General features: G+C 69.6%; 13 protein-coding genes, 1 tRNA gene and 1 riboswitch. Of the genes, 11 read left to right on the top strand and 3 right to left on the bottom strand.

Going from position 1 to position 15,120, the window contains the following annotated elements; translation table 11 throughout:
* The first annotated feature begins 37 nt into the window (after window positions 1-37).
* A riboswitch (SAM riboswitch) is annotated at window positions 38-151 on the top strand.
* A 37-nt stretch (window positions 152-188) separates the two neighbouring features.
* The 6 genes from DKM19_RS09660 to DKM19_RS09685 all read left to right on the top strand — a co-directional run bounded on the left by DKM19_RS09660 (window position 189) and on the right by DKM19_RS09685 (window position 8,382).
* On the top strand, window positions 189-1,121 hold the full coding sequence (locus DKM19_RS09660) for a glutathione S-transferase C-terminal domain-containing protein (protein ID WP_110695399.1): 933 nt from the start codon (window positions 189-191) through the stop codon (window positions 1,119-1,121).
* A gap of 103 nt (window positions 1,122-1,224) precedes the next feature.
* Window positions 1,225-2,976, top strand: a complete 1,752-nt coding sequence (locus tag DKM19_RS09665; RefSeq protein WP_110695400.1) for an FAD/NAD(P)-binding domain-containing protein — start codon at window positions 1,225-1,227, stop codon at window positions 2,974-2,976.
* Between the two features lie 202 nt (window positions 2,977-3,178).
* Window positions 3,179-4,801, top strand: a complete 1,623-nt coding sequence (locus DKM19_RS09670; protein WP_110695401.1) for an ABC transporter substrate-binding protein — start codon at window positions 3,179-3,181, stop codon at window positions 4,799-4,801.
* Window positions 4,798-5,769: an ABC transporter permease gene (locus DKM19_RS09675; RefSeq protein ID WP_110695402.1), complete on the top strand. Its 972-nt coding sequence runs from the start codon at window positions 4,798-4,800 to the stop codon at window positions 5,767-5,769. The genes DKM19_RS09670 and DKM19_RS09675 overlap by 4 nt, the downstream gene beginning before the upstream one ends.
* Before the next feature lie 139 nt (window positions 5,770-5,908).
* The gene (locus DKM19_RS09680; protein ID WP_162641386.1) at window positions 5,909-6,778 is read left to right on the top strand and encodes an ABC transporter permease; all 870 of its coding nucleotides are present in this window, start codon (window positions 5,909-5,911) and stop codon (window positions 6,776-6,778) included.
* Window positions 6,775-8,382: an ABC transporter ATP-binding protein gene (locus tag DKM19_RS09685; protein ID WP_204358725.1), complete on the top strand. Its 1,608-nt coding sequence runs from the start codon at window positions 6,775-6,777 to the stop codon at window positions 8,380-8,382. The genes DKM19_RS09680 and DKM19_RS09685 overlap by 4 nt, the downstream gene beginning before the upstream one ends.
* Window positions 8,383-8,401: 19 nt before the next feature.
* Here the strand turns inward: DKM19_RS09685 and galK are convergent, their stop codons facing one another.
* Window positions 8,402-9,520: a galactokinase gene (gene galK, locus DKM19_RS09690; protein WP_110695405.1), complete on the bottom strand. Its 1,119-nt coding sequence runs from the start codon at window positions 9,518-9,520 to the stop codon at window positions 8,402-8,404.
* Window positions 9,521-9,672: 152 nt separating this feature from the next.
* Between galK and DKM19_RS09695 the strand changes: the two genes are divergently transcribed.
* The 3 genes from DKM19_RS09695 to DKM19_RS09705 all read left to right on the top strand — a co-directional run bounded on the left by DKM19_RS09695 (window position 9,673) and on the right by DKM19_RS09705 (window position 11,627).
* Window positions 9,673-9,746 (top strand) — tRNA-Ile (locus DKM19_RS09695).
* Window positions 9,747-10,059: 313 nt separating this feature from the next.
* The gene (locus DKM19_RS09700; RefSeq protein WP_204358726.1) at window positions 10,060-10,839 is read left to right on the top strand and encodes an HAD family hydrolase; all 780 of its coding nucleotides are present in this window, start codon (window positions 10,060-10,062) and stop codon (window positions 10,837-10,839) included.
* 146 nt (window positions 10,840-10,985) lie between these two features.
* Window positions 10,986-11,627 carry a dihydrofolate reductase family protein gene (locus DKM19_RS09705; RefSeq protein ID WP_110695406.1) on the top strand — a complete coding sequence of 214 codons (642 nt, stop codon included), beginning with the start codon at window positions 10,986-10,988 and terminating at the stop codon, window positions 11,625-11,627.
* 153 nt (window positions 11,628-11,780) lie between these two features.
* On the opposite strand, the gene DKM19_RS09710 is transcribed toward DKM19_RS09705, so the two are convergent.
* Window positions 11,781-12,806, bottom strand: a complete 1,026-nt coding sequence (locus tag DKM19_RS09710) for an MBL fold metallo-hydrolase (protein WP_110695407.1) — start codon at window positions 12,804-12,806, stop codon at window positions 11,781-11,783.
* 48 nt (window positions 12,807-12,854) lie between these two features.
* On the opposite strand from DKM19_RS09710, the gene DKM19_RS09715 reads away from it, so the two are divergent.
* On the top strand, window positions 12,855-13,325 hold the full coding sequence (locus DKM19_RS09715; protein ID WP_110705601.1) for a helix-turn-helix domain-containing protein: 471 nt from the start codon (window positions 12,855-12,857) through the stop codon (window positions 13,323-13,325).
* A gap of 350 nt (window positions 13,326-13,675) precedes the next feature.
* Here DKM19_RS09715 and DKM19_RS09720 read toward each other — a convergent pair whose 3' ends face one another.
* Complete coding sequence (locus DKM19_RS09720; RefSeq protein ID WP_110695408.1) at window positions 13,676-14,125, bottom strand: carboxymuconolactone decarboxylase family protein; 450 nt, start codon at window positions 14,123-14,125, stop codon at window positions 13,676-13,678.
* 83 nt (window positions 14,126-14,208) lie between these two features.
* Here DKM19_RS09720 and DKM19_RS09725 point away from each other — a divergent pair, with 83 nt between their 5' ends.
* The gene (locus tag DKM19_RS09725) at window positions 14,209-15,087 is read left to right on the top strand and encodes a sigma-70 family RNA polymerase sigma factor (RefSeq protein WP_110695409.1); all 879 of its coding nucleotides are present in this window, start codon (window positions 14,209-14,211) and stop codon (window positions 15,085-15,087) included.
* Window positions 15,088-15,120: the final 33 nt, after the last annotated feature.

Here is a 15,120-nt window from a genome sequence, read left to right on the forward strand (position 1 = left end):
CTTGACATAGATCTATGTATTTCCTACCTTCTAACTAGGTTAAGAGTGTCAGTGCAAAGCCCCGGCTGGCTGACCGGCAACCCTCGCACCGCGGCGGGGTGCCCCCGGGGAGAGACCTGGCGGCACGGTGGGCGTGCCGCAAGCGCGAACCCCTCACCGGGTTACCGAGACATGCCTGGGAGCACCACATGTCCGAGATCACACTCAACTACGCCGGCCCCGTCGACCTCGACACCTACGGCCGCTACCGGCCGGGCGGCCGTCCCGGCCCCCGCTACCCCTTCCAGGGACGGATCGGGACGCCCGAGTTTCCCGCCGAGCCCGGGCGCTACCACCTCTACGTCGCGGCGGTCTGTCCCTACGCGCAGCGTGCGGCGATCGTCCGTTCGCTCAGGGGACTGGAGGACGTGGTCTCGCTGTCCTACGTGGACGACGAGCGCGACGGGCGGGGATGGGCGTTCCGCGAGCGGCGCGGGGCCGACCCGGTGAACGGGTTCGCCACGCTCAGGGAGGCGTACGAGGCGACCGAGCCGGGGTTCGACGGGCACGTCTCGGTGCCGGCGCTGTGGGACAGGGAGACCGGGCGGATCGTGAGCAACAACTTCCCCGACATCACGATCGACCTGGGCACCCGGTTCGACGGCGATCCCGAGGCCGACCTCTACCCCGAGGAGCTGCGCCCGGAGATCGACGCGCTCAACGCGAGGATCTACGAGTACGTCAACACCGCGGCCGGCCGCGTCGGGTCGGCCACGACGGAGGCGGAGTACGGCGAGGCGCGGCAGGCCGTGATCGCCTTCCTGGAGGAGCTCGACGCCCGGCTCGCCGACCGCAGGTTCCTGTTCGGCTCGGGGATCACCGAGGCGGATGTCAGGCTCTGGCCGACGCTGCTCCGGTTCGATGTGAGCGACAACCCGGCGGCCAGGATCAGCGAGCGCCCGCTGACCGCGTTCCCCAACCTGTGGGCCTACGCCAGGGACCTCTACCAGCATCCCGCCTTCCGGGAGAACACCGACCTCACCGCGCTCTCCACTCCGGCGGGGGAGACCGACCCCTGGCGGATCCCGGTCCAGCCGTTCCGGGCCGACTGGGAGCAGTCCCATCACAGAGCCGCCGTATGAGCGGGCGCGGAGCCTTCGCGACCCTCGCCCCGTCGAGTCCGTCGAGTCCGTCGAGTCCGTCGAGTCCGTCGAGTCCGTCGAGTCCGTCGAGGGAGGGGGCCTTATGAGCGCGGTCGCCGTCGTCGGCGCGGGGCCGACCGGCACCTGCCTGGTGGAGCGGATCTGCGCCAACGCGGCCGAACTGCTGAGCTGGCCGTCGCTGGACATCCACGTGATAGACCCCTACCCGCCGGGCGGCGGCCGGGTCTGGCGCAAGGAGCAGCCCGACCTGCTCTGGATGAACTCCACCGCCGCCGACGTGACGCTGTTCACCGACGAGTCGGTCCAGTGCGAGGGCCCGATCCGTCCCGGACCCTCCCTCGCCGAATGGCTCGGCCGCGACTCCGGCCTGTTCGCCTCCCGCCCGGTCCAGAACGCGTACCTGTCCCACGTCTTCCAGCGCGCGGTGAAGACGGCTCCGCGCGGGGTCCGGGTGCACGTGCACGCGACCCGCGTACTCGACCTGGCCGACGTTCCCGGCGGCCAGGCGGTGACGCTGGAGAACGGCCGGACGATCGAGGTGGACGCGGTGATCCTGGCCCAGGGGCACGGAGACGTGACCCCGACCGGGGAGGAACGGTCGCTGGCCGGCCTCGCCGCGGGCAGCGGGCTGCGCTACATTCCCACCGGTTACGCGGCCGACCTCGACCTGGACGTGATCCCCGAGGGAGAGCCGGCGATCGTGCGCGGCATGGGGCTGGCCTTCGTCGACCTGATGGTGCTGCTCACCTCGGGCAGGGGCGGGCGGTTCGTCCGCGAATACGATGAGGAGCTCGTCTACCTGCCCAGCGGGCGGGAGCCGCTGCTCCACGTGGGATCGCGCCGCGGCGTGCCGTACCACTCCAAGACCGGATACCCGTTCCGCGGCGTCCGCCCGCCGGTGCCGCGTTTCCTCACCGCGAAGGCGCTGGGCGAGGGACCGTGGAACTTCCGCCGGGACGTGTGGCCGCTGGTCCGCAAGGAGCTGGCCTTCGCCTACTACCACGAGCTGATCACCGCGCACCCGAAACGGTCCCGGGTGGGCTGGGAGGAGTTCCAGGAGGCGTTCGCGGCCGAGGAGTGGGGCAGCCTCGCGATGCGGAGGCTGATCCGCCAGGCCGTGCCCCGGCACCTGGACCGGCTGGACTTCGAACGGCTGGACCGGCCGCTGGAGAAGATACGGTTCGGCGACTCGGCGGGACTGCAGAAGTGGATGCACGGCTACCTGGCGGCGGATCTCGACCGGCGCTCCGACCCCGCGCACAGCGCCGATCACGCCATGATCCTCGGACTGCTCTCCGTCTACGGCGTCCTCTCCGAGCTGGGCATCTCCGACCCCTGGTTCCACGGCTTCTTCAGCTACGTCGCCAGCGGCCCGCCGGGCCCCCGGCTGGAGGAGCTGCGGGCCCTCGCCAAGGCCGGCGTGGTCACCTTCCTCGGCACCGACCTCCAGGTGGGACACCGCGACGGGCGGTGGCGGGCGCAGAGTCCCAGCGTGCCCGGCGGGGTGGAGGCCACGACCCTGATCGAGGCCAGGCTGCCCGCGCCCAGCGTGAGCCGGGCCACCGACCCGCTGATCACCGCGCTCCGCGACCGGGGCGAGGCCGAGGAGTCCGCCGGGCTGCTGAAGGTACGGCCCGCCGACCGCCGCCTGCTCGATCGATCCGACACCCCGCATCCCCGCAGGTTCGCCTTCGGCCCCTGGGTCGTCGGCGGACGGGCCACCGGCGGTTTCGCCCGGCCCGGATTCAACGCCCCGCTGTTCCGGCACGCCGACGCGCTCGCCCGGATCGTGCTGTCCGAGACCGTCGCCACCCAGATCAGCCACGTCGCATGAACCGCCTGGAGCGGTCACCGCGTATGAGCCGCCGCCTGGAGCGGTCACCTCGTGTGAGCCGCCGCCTGCAGCGGTCATCGCGCAGGAGCCGTCGTCATCCGGATCGGCCGTGCCGGATGAGCTGCCGTAAGAACCGCATGAGCCGGATGAGCCGCATGAACGGTACGAGCCGTCGCGTGAGTCGTCGGATGAGGAGAAGTCAGTGAAATCGCAATGGGGCGTCCTGGCGCTGGCCGGGGTGCTGACACTGGCGGCGTGCGGGAGCGAGGCTCCGGCGGCGACGGCCGGCGAGGGGGGCGGCGGATCGCTGGTGTGGGCCGTGGAGACGCAGCCGATCACCTTCAACCCGCACCAGTGGGGCCAGAACAAGGCCCGGTTGCTGGTGCACAACCAGTTCGACAACCTGATCGCCCGGGGGAAGAACGGCGAGTTCCTGCCGTGGCTGGCCAAGGACTGGGAGGTCTCCAAGGACGGCCTGACCTACACCTTCCGGCTCCGCGAGGACGTGACCTTCCACGACGGGGAGAAGTTCGACGCCGCGGCGGTGAAGGCCAACCTCGACCGGCTCGTCTCGGAGGGCTACAACCCCGCGGTCAAGGCGATCCAGCTCCGCAACTTCGGCTCGGCCGAGGTGACCGGACCGTACGCCCTGAAGGTCACGCTGAAGGCCCCCGACGGTATCTTCCTGGATTTCCTCGCCTCACCGCTGGCCGGCCAGGTCTCGCCCAGGTCGCTGAAGAACGCCAAGGACCTCAAGGCCGGCGGGGTCGACGTGGTCGGCACCGGGCCGTTCATCCTGGACCGCTTCACGCCGGGCCAGGAGGTCCACTACAAGCGCAACCCGGACTACAACTGGGCGCCGCCCAGCGCCGGCCACCAGGGTCCGGCGTACCTCGCCGAGCTGACCTACCGCTTCCTGCCCGAGGCCGCGGTCCGGGTCGGCGCGCTGACCTCGCAGCAGGTCCAGGTCATCGAGGGCGTGCCCGCCACCGAGGTCGGCCTGATCAAGAGTGACCCGGCGTTGAAGCTGGAGACCAGCCTCAACTCGGGGAGCGCGTTCTCCTACTACTTCAACCTCTCGCACGCGCCCTTCGACGACAAGCGGGTGCGCGAGGCGTTCCGGGACGCCGTCGACGTGGACGCCGTGCTCAACTCGGTCTACCAGGGCACCGCCAAGCGGGCCTGGAGCATCATCGGCCAGGGCAGTCCGGCGTTCTACGACGCCTCGCTGGAGAACACCTTCGGCGGCAACCCGGCACGGGCCAACAAGCTGCTCGACGAGGCGGGCTGGGACAAGCGCGACGGCGAGGGCTTCCGGGTCAAGGACGGCAAGCGGCTGAGCGTACGGTCGGTGTCCTCGGCACCGTACGTCAGGGACCGCCGTGACGTCCTCGCCCAGGCGATCCAGGCGGCGGTGAAGCAGAGCGCGGGCATCGACTTCCAGGTCAAGCTCGTCGACGACGGCACCGCGCAGAAGGCCTACAAGGAAGACCAGTACGAGGTCTTCGAGAACTCGCGCGGCGACACCGACGCCGGGGCGGCGCTCAACCTGATCCTGCCGAAGGGCGCCGCGATCAACCGTACCCACGTCGAGAGCGCCGAGCTGGACGGGCTGCTCGCCGAGGCGTCGGCCACCTCCGACCAGACCGAGCGCAAGGAGCTCTACGCCAAGGTGCAGAAGATCGTCGTCACCGACGAGGCGCTGCTGCTCCCGCTCTACGTGCCCGCCGACCAGATCGCCCACGGCGCGGGCGTCACCGGGGTCACCTTCGAGCCGGTCTCCGGCACCCCCAACAGTGCTTACGACGTCCGGATCGGGACGTGAGCACTCTCCAACTCACCCGGCGGCGGGGGCTGGCCGCCGCCGGGTGGCTCGGCCCCGTGGTCCGGCGGCTCGGGTCCGGCCTCGCCGTACTCTGGGCCGCCGCCACGGCGGCCTACGTCGCCCTGCTGTTCGCCCCCGGCGACACCGTGGACGTGCTGATCGGCGACGGCCTCGACACCCCCGAACGGCGGGCGCAGATCATCGCCGAGTGGGGGCTGGACCGTTCGGCGCTGGAGCAGTACGGCGACTATCTGGCCCGGCTGCTCCGGGGAGACCTCGGCCACTCCTACATCCTGCAGCGCGGAGTCGGCGACGTCCTGTCCTCGCAGATCTGGCCGACCGTCTCCCTGGCGCTCACCGCCGCGGTCTTCGGGGTGGCGCTCGCCCTGGTGCTCGCGCTGGCCACCGCCGGGCGCAGGTCCCGGTTCGGCGACCTGGTCGGCCTGTCCGAGCTGGTGGTGGTCTCGGTGCCGCCGTTCCTGATCGGGATCCTGCTGCTCGCGGTGTTCTCCTTCACCCTCGGCTGGTTCCCGGTCTCCGGGGACCGCGGCTTCGTCTCGCTCGTACTGCCCGCCGTGGCGCTGGGACTGCAGATCTCCGGAGTGCTCGGCCAGGTGCTGCGCGAGGGTCTGGAACGGGCGCTGGAGGAGCCGTTCGCGGTGACCGCGCGCTCGCGTGGCATCACCGAGTGGCGGCTTGTCATCCGGCACGCCCTGCGGCACGCGCTGCTCCCCGCCGTCACCCTCCTCGGCTGGTTCACCGGTGTCCTGCTCGGCGGCGCGATCATCATCGAGGCCGTCTTCGGCCGCCCCGGGCTCGGCCAGGTCACCGTCTCCGCGGTGACCGGAAAGGACATGCCCGTGGTGATGGCGGTCGTGCTGCTGTCCGCGCTCGCCTACGTGACGGTCAGCACGATCGTCGACCTCGCCTACCTCGCGATCGACCCCCGCCTGAGGAGAAGCCGATGACGTTCCAGCCGATGAGAGGCCGCGACGACATCAACGGCATCGGCGGCGTCACAGCCGGGGAGTCGCCGACGTCCCGTCCGAGGACGTCCAGGTCGTGCAGGTCGTGCAGGTCGTGGAGAAACCGCCCGAGGAGAAGCCGATGACAACGGTCACCGAGGCGCCGCAGATCACCCCCTCCGCTCCCACCCCCGTCAGGCGCCGGTACGGCGTGCCTCCCGGGCTGATCCCCCCGCTGCTGTTCCTGATCGTCGCCGCGGTCGCCGCGACGGTTCCGAGCCTGCTGACCGGGGTGGACCCGCTGGCCGCGGATCCGCTGCACGCGCTCGCCGGGCCGAGCGCCGGGCACTGGTTCGGCACCGACCATCTGGGCCGGGACGTGCTGGCCCGCGTCGTCCACGGCGCCGGGCACTCGCTGAGCATCGGCGCGGCGGCGATCCTGCTCGCCACCGGGATCGGCACGCTCCTGGGCATCGTGGCGGGGCTCTCTCCCCGATACCTCGACGAGCTGCTCAGCCGCCTGTTCGACGTCCTGGCCACCTTCCCCGAGCTGCTGCTCGCCCTCATGGTCATCGCGATCACCGGTCCCGGCACCGGCAACGTCATCCTCGCGATCGGCGTGGCCCAGATCCCGAACTACGCCCGGGTGATCCGGGCCCAGACGTTCGTGGTCCGCCGGTCCGGCTACGTCGAGCAGGCGGTCACCTTCGGGCTGTCCCGGCCGGTGCTGGTCCTGCGGCACGTCCTGCCCAACGTGCTGGGCCCGCTGCCGGTGCTCGCCACGATCGGCATGGGCACCGCCATCATCGCCACCTCGGGTCTCAGCTTCCTCGGCATGGGCCCGCAGCCGCCCAGTCCCGAATGGGGCTCCATGCTGTCAGAGGCCCGCAACTACCTGCGCGTCGCCCCGTGGACGGCGCTCTTTCCCGGCCTCGCCGTCACGCTGACCGTCATCAGCCTGACGCTGGTCGGGCGTCGGCTGCAACGCCGTTTCGAAGGGAGAACCCCGTGAGCCTGATCGAGGTCGAGGACCTGCGGGTCGCCTTTCCCAAGGCCGGCGTGGAGGCCGTACGAGGAATGAGCCTGTCGATCGCGCCGGGGGAGTGCGTGGCGATCGTCGGGGAGTCCGGCTCGGGCAAGAGCGTCACGGCCAGGACCCTGGTGGGACTGACCGGCCCGGGCGGGGTGGTGACCGCGGGCAGGTTCACGGTGAAGGGGCAGGACGCGCTCCGGTTCGGGCAGCGGGACTGGCGGCGGCTGCGCGGCCGGTTCGCCGGGCTGGTGCTGCAGGACGCGCTCCTGTCGCTCGACCCGCTCCGCACGGTCGGCGACGAGATCGCCGAGGTGCTCGCCACCCATGACGTCGTGCCCCGTGCGGACCGCAGGGCGAGGGTGATCGAGCTGCTCGACGCGGTCGGCGTGCCGGAGCCGGAGGTGCGTGCCCGGCAGTACGCCCACCAGCTCTCCGGAGGGCTGCGCCAGCGTGCCCTGATCGCCTCGGCCATCGCCGCCGACCCTCCGCTGATCATCGCCGACGAGCCGACGACCGCGCTCGACGTCACCGTGCAGGCCCAGATCCTGCGCCTGCTCGCCGCCCGCAGAGCGGAGGGCACCGCCCTGCTCATGATCAGCCACGATCTGGCGGTGGTCTCCTCCATCGCCGACCGCGTACTCGTCATGAAGGACGGTGTGATCGTCGAGGAGGGGCCGACCGCCCGCGTGCTGTCCACGCCCACGCACGACTACACCAGGCTGCTGCTGGCCGCCGTACCCTCGGCCGCCTCACGCGGCACCCGCCTGTCCGCGATCGCCGGAGGCGTGTCGCTGCGTGCCCCGCTGCCCGAGCGGCACGTCGGCCACGGCTCGCCGGTCGTGGAGGTCTCGGGCCTGTCCGCGGCGTACGGCGCCCGCCGGGTGGTGGACGACGTCTCCTTCGAGGTCTGTCCGGGTGAGACCGTCGGCATCGTGGGGGAGTCGGGTTCGGGCAAGACGACCGTCGCCCGGCTCGTGCTGGGCCTGCTCGAGCCCGTCTCCGGCGGGGTACGGCTGAACGGCGAACCCTGGTCGGGCGTCTCCGAGCGCCGGCGCCGCTCGCGCCGATCCGGCATCCAGGTGATCTCCCAGAACCCGCTCGGCTCCTTCGACCCCCGCTACACCGTCGGCCGCCTGATCGCCGAACCCCTCGACGGATCCTCCTCGGACAGGAAGGCCCGGGTGACCGAGCTGCTGGGCCGGGTGGGTCTCGCACCCGACATCGCCGGACGGCACCCCCGGCGTCTCTCCGGCGGGCAGCGCCAGCGGGTGGCCATCGCCAGAGCCATCGCTCCCCGGCCCGACGTGCTCGTCTGCGACGAACCGGTCTCCGCGCTGGACGTGTCGATCCAGGCCCAGGTGCTCGACCTGCTCGCGGAGATCCAGGCGGCCGACGGCACCGCGCTGATCTTCATCTCCCACGACCTCGGAGTGGTGCACCACATCAGCGACCGGGTCCTGGTCATGCGCGAGGGACGGGTCGTGGAGGAGGGACACGTGGACGAGGTGTTCTTCATCCCCAAGCACGACTACACCCGCGAGCTGCTCGGCGCGGTGCCCAAACTGGCCCCGGCCGAGCCCTGACGGAAGCACGGCCACTGCGTCAGGCCAGTCGGCGGGCTCCCGCCGCGGGGGTGGCGGGGTAGATCTCCGGCGCGGACCAGCCGCGCTCGGCGTAGGCCCGGGTCACCGACTCCCGTACGGACTCCACCCGGTCGTCGGCGACCAGCGCGATGGCCGATCCGCCGAACCCGCCGCCGGTCATCCGCGCTCCGCGGGCCCCACCCCGGATCGCCGACTCCACGGCCACGTCCAGCTCGGCGCAGGACACCTCGTACTGGTCGCGCAGTGACAGGTGGGAGGCGTTCAGCAGGCCTCCGATCTCCTGTACGGCCCCCGCTCGCAGAAGCCCGATCAGCGCCTCGACCCGGTGGTTCTCCGTCACCACGTGCTGGGTGCGCTTGCGCTCGTCACCGCGCAGCTTGGAGAGGGCGCCCGCCAGGTCGGTGACGTCGCGCAGCGCTTCGACGCCCAGGTGCTTGGCGGCGTTCTCGCAGTCCTGACGGCGGCGGGCGTACTGCCCGTCGGCGAGCTCGTGGTGCACCCCGGTATTGATGATCAGCAGCTGGAGACCGTGCTGCGCCAGATCGAACGGGACGTTCCTGGTGCCGAGGCTCCGGCAGTCCATGAACAGGGCCTTTCCCTGCTCTCCGAGTGCGGAGGCGGCCTGGTCCATGATCCCGCACGGCACGCCCACGAAGTCGTTCTCGGCCTTCTGCGCCGCGAGGGCGACCTCCATCTTGGTGAGGCCCAGACCGTACAGCTCGTTGAGGGCGGTCCCGACGACCACCTCCAGCGCCGCACTCGACGACAGCCCCGCTCCCTGAGGCACGTCCCCGTCGATCACCAGGTCCGCGCCCCGGACCGGATGACCGGCCTCGCGGAGCACCCAGAACACGCCGACGACATAGCGTGCCCAGCCCTCGGCCTGGTCGAGGGTCTCGATGGTCAGCGGCTCTCCCGCCTGGAGCGACCGCAGCCGGATGACGTCGTCCTCGCGCGGAGCGACCGCCGCGGTGACCCCCCACGGCACCGCGAACGGCAGCACGAACCCGTCGTTGTAGTCGGTGTGCTCGCCGATCAGGTTGACCCGCCCCGGGGCGTGCCACACCCCCAGCGGCTCCACGCCGTACGACTCACGGAAAGCTTCAACAACGCGCATGATCCAACACTCCTCAACAACGTCCCCAGGTAGGTTAGCGAGTCCCCTGAGCATCGGTTTCACCGTCAAAGATCACATCTTGACCCCTTACTGCCCGTCGAATGTGCGAACGGGGCGCACGTTTGGTTGAATGCGGCGTACGGATCGTGTGAGGGGCGGTAGCTCAGCTGGTTAGAGCAGGGGACTCATAATCCCTGGGTCGCGGGTTCGAGTCCCGCCCGCCCTACCCTCCGTGACCACCTAGAAAGCGTCCTTGACCTGCGTGTTCGCAGTCAGGGGCGCTTTCGCCTTGTCCGGCTGTCACCGGCTTCTGGCGGTTGATCGTGCTGAATACGTGCCGAAGTTTCGACAAAGATCCCCGGCCGTCGCTCAAGCTGTGATTCGGCTCCCTGGAGCGGTTGGTTCTTTGCTGAAAGGCGTTGGCTCGAGGGTCACGCACCAGCTACGGCCGGTCGTGGAGTGAAGATTTTCTGTTCACGCTTCAAGCCGTCGATCGAGGGGCGCTCCGCAGGTCGCAGCTGCTGAAAACGCTCATCTCCGTGGTCACCCTGGTCGAAGGACCGAAGGGCGCCGGCCGGCATCGTAGTCGATCCATCGGCGGGGCTGTGGGTCTGTGCGGTGCCGCGTCGCGTTACCTTTGCGGGGTGATCCGCGCCGTAGTGATTGATGTGGACGACACGCTCTGTCTCACCGAGGCGGTGTGTTTCGAGCTGGAGAACGAGGTGTTGGCACGAATCGGCTGCGAGCCGATGTCACGTGCCGTGCACCTGTCAACGTGGGGACAGCCCCTGTTCGATGCGATGCCGCAGCGTTCACCAGGCGTGGACCTTGAGAATTTCAAGATGGTCTATCACGTCGTGCTCCGGGAGTACGTAACAGACGGCCGGCTGGATGTCGTCGTTCCGGAAAACCTCGAAGCACTCGACGAGCTCGCCGTCGCAGGACGCAGCATCATGCTGCTGACGTCGCGCACCGAAGCCGAGGTGGAGCATCTGCTCGCTCCAGACCACGTGCTCGCCGACCGGCTCACCGCCGTCTACCACGGGGGCAACATGCGCTTCAGCAAGCCTGACGCCCGCGCCTTCGACGAACTCCTCGCGGTCACCGGGCTGCGGCCCGGCCAATGCCTGTACGTCGGTGACTCACCCGGCGATGCGCAGGCCGCCAACGGCGCAGGACTGCGCTTCATCGCGTGCCTGCAAAGCGGCGTCAGACGGCGTGACGACTTCGATGATCACCACGTCGACGCGTTCATCGACGCGTTCCCGGATGTGGTCGACGCCGTGGCGCGCCTCGAAGACAGCCACATCCAGGGGTAGCGCCGCTCCGCGGTGGGTCGATGGCAGACGGATGGACAGGGGCCGTGGTTTTTGGCGATCGTTCGATGAGTTTGCGGCCGGACGCCGGTCTATGTTCGTGCCGGCGCGCAAGCCGGAACCCAAGGAGCCACAAGGAGGACAACACCATGGGCACGATCCACGTCGACCTGTTCTCGACGCTCGACCTCGTAGGCCAGGCACCGGGTGATCCTGAGGAGGACTCCGACGGCTTTCCGTTCGGGGGATGGCAGGCGCCCTTGTTCGACGAGACGGTCGGCCGGCACGTCGGTGCCGGAATGGAGGGCATGGACGCCCTGCTCCTTGGCCGCAAGACCTACGACATCTTCGCCGGGTTCTGGCCGAATCAGGTCGACGGCGTCGACGGCGGGATCGCCACGCTGTTCAACGGCATCCCGAAGTACGTCGCCTCGCGAGGCAACCCGGATCTGAGTTGGGCGGGCTCGACGCGGTTGGGACCCGACCTGGTGAGCGCCGTGCGCGAGCTGCGTGACAAGCATGAGCACGTCCACGTGATCGGAAGCCTGAACCTGGTGCAGACCCTCCTGCGCGAGCGCCTCTTCGACCGGCTCGACCTGTGGCTCTTCCCCATCGTGCTCGGCGTCGGCAAGAAGGTGTTCGACGGCGGTGCGGTGCCTGCCAACCTGATGCTCCTCGAGCCGCCCGTCACCTCGTCCAAGGGCGCCGTGCTCCTGCGTTACGGCCTCGGCGAGGGGACCCCGGGCGGCGGGGACATGCGGCGCGAAGACCGCGGCGTCGGTTCGAGCTGAACGGTGGCCGTATTGGTGAAGACCACGCCGCATCCGTACCCGGCGGCCGTAAGGTTCGACTCCCGAAGACCTCCCCAGTTCCGTTCTGATTCTGTCTGAGGGCGGTTCGCGAGTTGATGTCTCTTTCGTCGTTGGGGTAGGGCTTGCGCTCACTCACCCCGGTCGGCTTGGTCGAGACCCCGGGCCCTTGGTGGGATGACTCTCTTCGTCCATGGGGCGGGGCACTTGCCCACGGGGTGCGGGATCTCTCGTAAGGGCCGACCGGTCCCCGCCGGGTCGGTCGTAAGGAGAAGGCACGTCTTCGGAGAAGTCTGCCCAGCGTCGCGGCGCGAAACCGGAGCCGTTCCGCTCGATCTCCACGGCGCGGGCGCCGCCGAAGTGTGCGGGGATCACGAGTGCGCTGTGGTCGGCGGCCCATTGCAACACCTTGCGACGTGTCTGTGCCGCCGTGGCGGGGTCGTGACAGAAACAACTGGACAAGTCCGGTGCCAGCAGCTGCACAGGCGCGTGGAGCAGGTCACCGACGAAGATCGCACGGTCATCGCCTGATGTGAGCGTCAGGACGCCGTGTCCCGGTGTGTGACCCGGTGCGAGGGCGAGTTCCAGGTTTTCGTCGATGATGTGGCTGTCATCCCAGATGAGCGCTCGCCCCGCGCGCAGGATCGGCTCAATCGACTCGGCATAGACGATGGCGCTGCGACCAGGCTCCTCGGTGAGGGCGTTGGGGTTGAAGAAGTCCAGATCGGGCTGGGAGAGCAGGTACTGGGCGTTGGGGAAGGCCGGGACCCGTTCGCCTCCTTCATCAAGGTGAGTGTTCCCTCCCACGTGGTCGGCGTGCAGATGAGTACAGACGACGAGGTCCACGTCGGCCGGTGCCACGCCGATGGAGGACAGCGCGGCCGGGAGCGAGGCACCGGCCGGAACTCCGGGACGGTCGGTATCGACGGCCAGGCCGGTATCGATGACGATGGTGCGGCCACCGCTGCGCAGCAGCCACGACTGCACGGCCACCCGCACGCGGCCTGCCTCGGGGTCCCAGTGCGCCGGGCTGAGCCAGGACCTGTTCGCCTCCCACAGTTTCGGGTCGCCTCCGGGGAAGAACTCGGCGGGGGAAAGAGGCCAGTTGTCCAAGTGCGGGACCATCGTCACCGAGACATCGCCCAACTCGATCGTGTGCATATTCTGATCCTCGACCGGACTGCCTACCGGGAGAAAGAAGGCACATTCTTGTCCACTGATCCCACCGAGGCCCGCGCCGACACGGTCGTCACGGTCGCGACGTATGAAAACTGCCCGGTCACGGGGCTGCTACGCCGGATCGGCGACAAGTGGAGTCCTGCGGTCATCCGCCTACTCGCCGAACGCAGCCACGGCTTCAACGAGTTGGACCGAGCGATCGAAGGCATCAGCCGACGCATGCTGACCCGTACTCTGCGAGGCCTGGAAGAGGCGGGTTTCGTCAGCCGTGCGACGTCGGGTCCGCCATGGGCGCGGGTGGAGTACTCGCTGACCGAGGTGGGGCACTCCCTTCGAGAACAGCTCTTCACGCTCGGACGATGGGCGGACGCGCACAGGTCCGGCCTGGTGCGACCAACCCCGGCGAGTTCGGCCATTCCGGAGGTCGTCGCCGAGCCTCCAACTTCACCCGCCAGGGGTGCCGATGATCAGCCTCGGGCTTTGCCCCTGGGCGGCGGGTGATCTGTCGTTCGGCGGGTAGTCCCGAACCTGAGCCGGGCTTGTTCACCCAGCCGCGCCCATAGTCCGGCAGCGAACCTCGGACCGGCTCGCCTCTTCCAACCCCAACGACGAAAGAGACATCAAATCGCGAACCGCCCTCTGAAGTCGTAAAACGCCGAAAGCCGACGGGAGACGTTGAGAGCCGTAACGCCGGCGCAGCCCGATTCTGGCGACGAGCCGTCGCTGCCGCTGTCGGGTCGGCATAGGACGATCCTCCTTCAGGGCCGTCTGGCTCGTGCTCTCGGTCGGCGGGGCGTCATCTGTCCGGAGGCTGCGTCTCCCCGCAATCAAAGGATGACGCCCCGCCCGGCTCACCAGGTCTTGCCGGCCTGCTCGCGGATCGTGCGGTTGATCGTGTTGAAGAAGTTGGTCAGTGCGATCTCCAGGTTGATCGCGGACAGTTGCCTCTCGTCGAAGTGGGCGGCGGCGGCGTCCCAGATCTCGTCGGTCACGCCCGGCGCGCCGTCCTGGATCCGGGTGGCCGCCTCGGTCAGCGCGAGCGCGGCCCGCTCCTCCTCGGTGAAGAAGGGCGTCTCGCGCCACGCGACCACGTTGTGCAGCCGCTCATCGGTCTCTCCGTGCTTCTTGGCCGACTCGATCCCGGCGAATACGCACGGGCTGCAGCCGTTGATCTGGCTGGCCCTCAGATGGACCAGTCCGAGCAGGCGCGGGTCGACGCCACCGGCGTGAATCGCCTTGTAGAGGTGCTGGATCGCGGTGGACACGTCGGGATTCGCCGCGCCCTTCATACGTGCTTCCATGGGTCTTGCCCCTTCATCGGTTACCTGCGCCCATCCGGGCTCGTCATCACCCATGACGAGGCAGATCCGAGGAAGGTAACAACATGTCCGACACCATCCCGACGGACCTAGTGGCCGAGGCGTTCGAGGCCCAGCGTGACCGGCTGCGGGCGGTCGCCTATCGCATGCTCGGATCGCACGCCGACGCCGAGGACGTGGTCCAGGAGGCCTGGCTGCGGCTCTCCCGTCAGGACACGGAGACCATCCACAACTTCGCCGGCTGGCTGACCACGGTGGTCGGCCGGATCAGCCTCGACGTCCTGCGATCACGCCAGGCCCATCCTGAGGCGTCCTACGACGACCGGCTGTCCGAGCTCGTGGTGACGGTCGACGACGGTCCCGCGCCCGAGGACGACGTGGTGCTCGCCGACTCGGTCGGGCTCGCGCTGCTCGTCGTCCTGGAGTCGCTCGGGCCGAGCGAGCGGCTGGCGTTCGTACTGCACGACCTGTTCGCGGTGCCGTTCGACGAGATCGGCCAGATCCTCGGCAAGTCCACCGACGCCGCCAAGATGCTCGCCAGCCGCGCCCGCAGGAAGGTGCGGGCGACCGAGCGGCCGACGGTCACCGGGCGGGAGCAGCGACAGGTCGTCCAGGCCTACCTGGCGGCGGCTCGCCGCGGCGACTTCGAAGGGCTGCTGCGCGTGCTCGACCCCGAGGTGAAGCTGACCGTCGACACCCCCGACGGCGTGGTCGTCGTCCTCGGCGCCACCGAGGTCGCCGCCGGCGCGCGGCTGTCCTCCGGCGCAGCGGCGCGGGGGCGAGCGGTGCTCGTCAACGGCCTTCCAGGGATCGTGGCGTGGCGCGAGGACGGCACCCCGCTTTCGGTCATCGCGTTCACCGTCGTCGACGGCCGGATCGCCGGCATCACGGTCGTGACCGACCCGGCCAGGCTCGCGTCGATGAATCTGCCGGATCCGAGGTGAGTCACTGCCGAGTCGGCCGCCGCACTGCCGTCG

It is taken from the genome of Streptosporangium sp. 'caverna' (assembly GCF_003203775.1).
Taxonomy (GTDB): domain Bacteria; phylum Actinomycetota; class Actinomycetes; order Streptosporangiales; family Streptosporangiaceae; genus Streptosporangium; species Streptosporangium subroseum.

Bases quoted from the DNA above. Each gene is read 5' to 3' on its own strand.
- DKM19_RS09660 (WP_110695399.1), top strand. From the start codon at position 189: ATGTCCGAGATCACACTCAACTACGCCGGCCCCGTCGACCTCGACACC.
- DKM19_RS09665 (WP_110695400.1), top strand. From the start codon at position 1,225: ATGAGCGCGGTCGCCGTCGTCGGCGCGGGGCCGACCGGCACCTGCCTG.
- DKM19_RS09680 (WP_162641386.1), top strand. From the start codon at position 5,909: ATGACAACGGTCACCGAGGCGCCGCAGATCACCCCCTCCGCTCCCACC.
- galK (WP_110695405.1), bottom strand. From the start codon at position 9,520: ATGCGCGTTGTTGAAGCTTTCCGTGAGTCGTACGGCGTGGAGCCGCTG.
- DKM19_RS09705 (WP_110695406.1), top strand. From the start codon at position 10,986: ATGGGCACGATCCACGTCGACCTGTTCTCGACGCTCGACCTCGTAGGC.
- DKM19_RS09710 (WP_110695407.1), bottom strand. From the start codon at position 12,806: ATGCACACGATCGAGTTGGGCGATGTCTCGGTGACGATGGTCCCGCAC.
- DKM19_RS09720 (WP_110695408.1), bottom strand. From the start codon at position 14,125: ATGGAAGCACGTATGAAGGGCGCGGCGAATCCCGACGTGTCCACCGCG.
- DKM19_RS09725 (WP_110695409.1), top strand. From the start codon at position 14,209: ATGTCCGACACCATCCCGACGGACCTAGTGGCCGAGGCGTTCGAGGCC.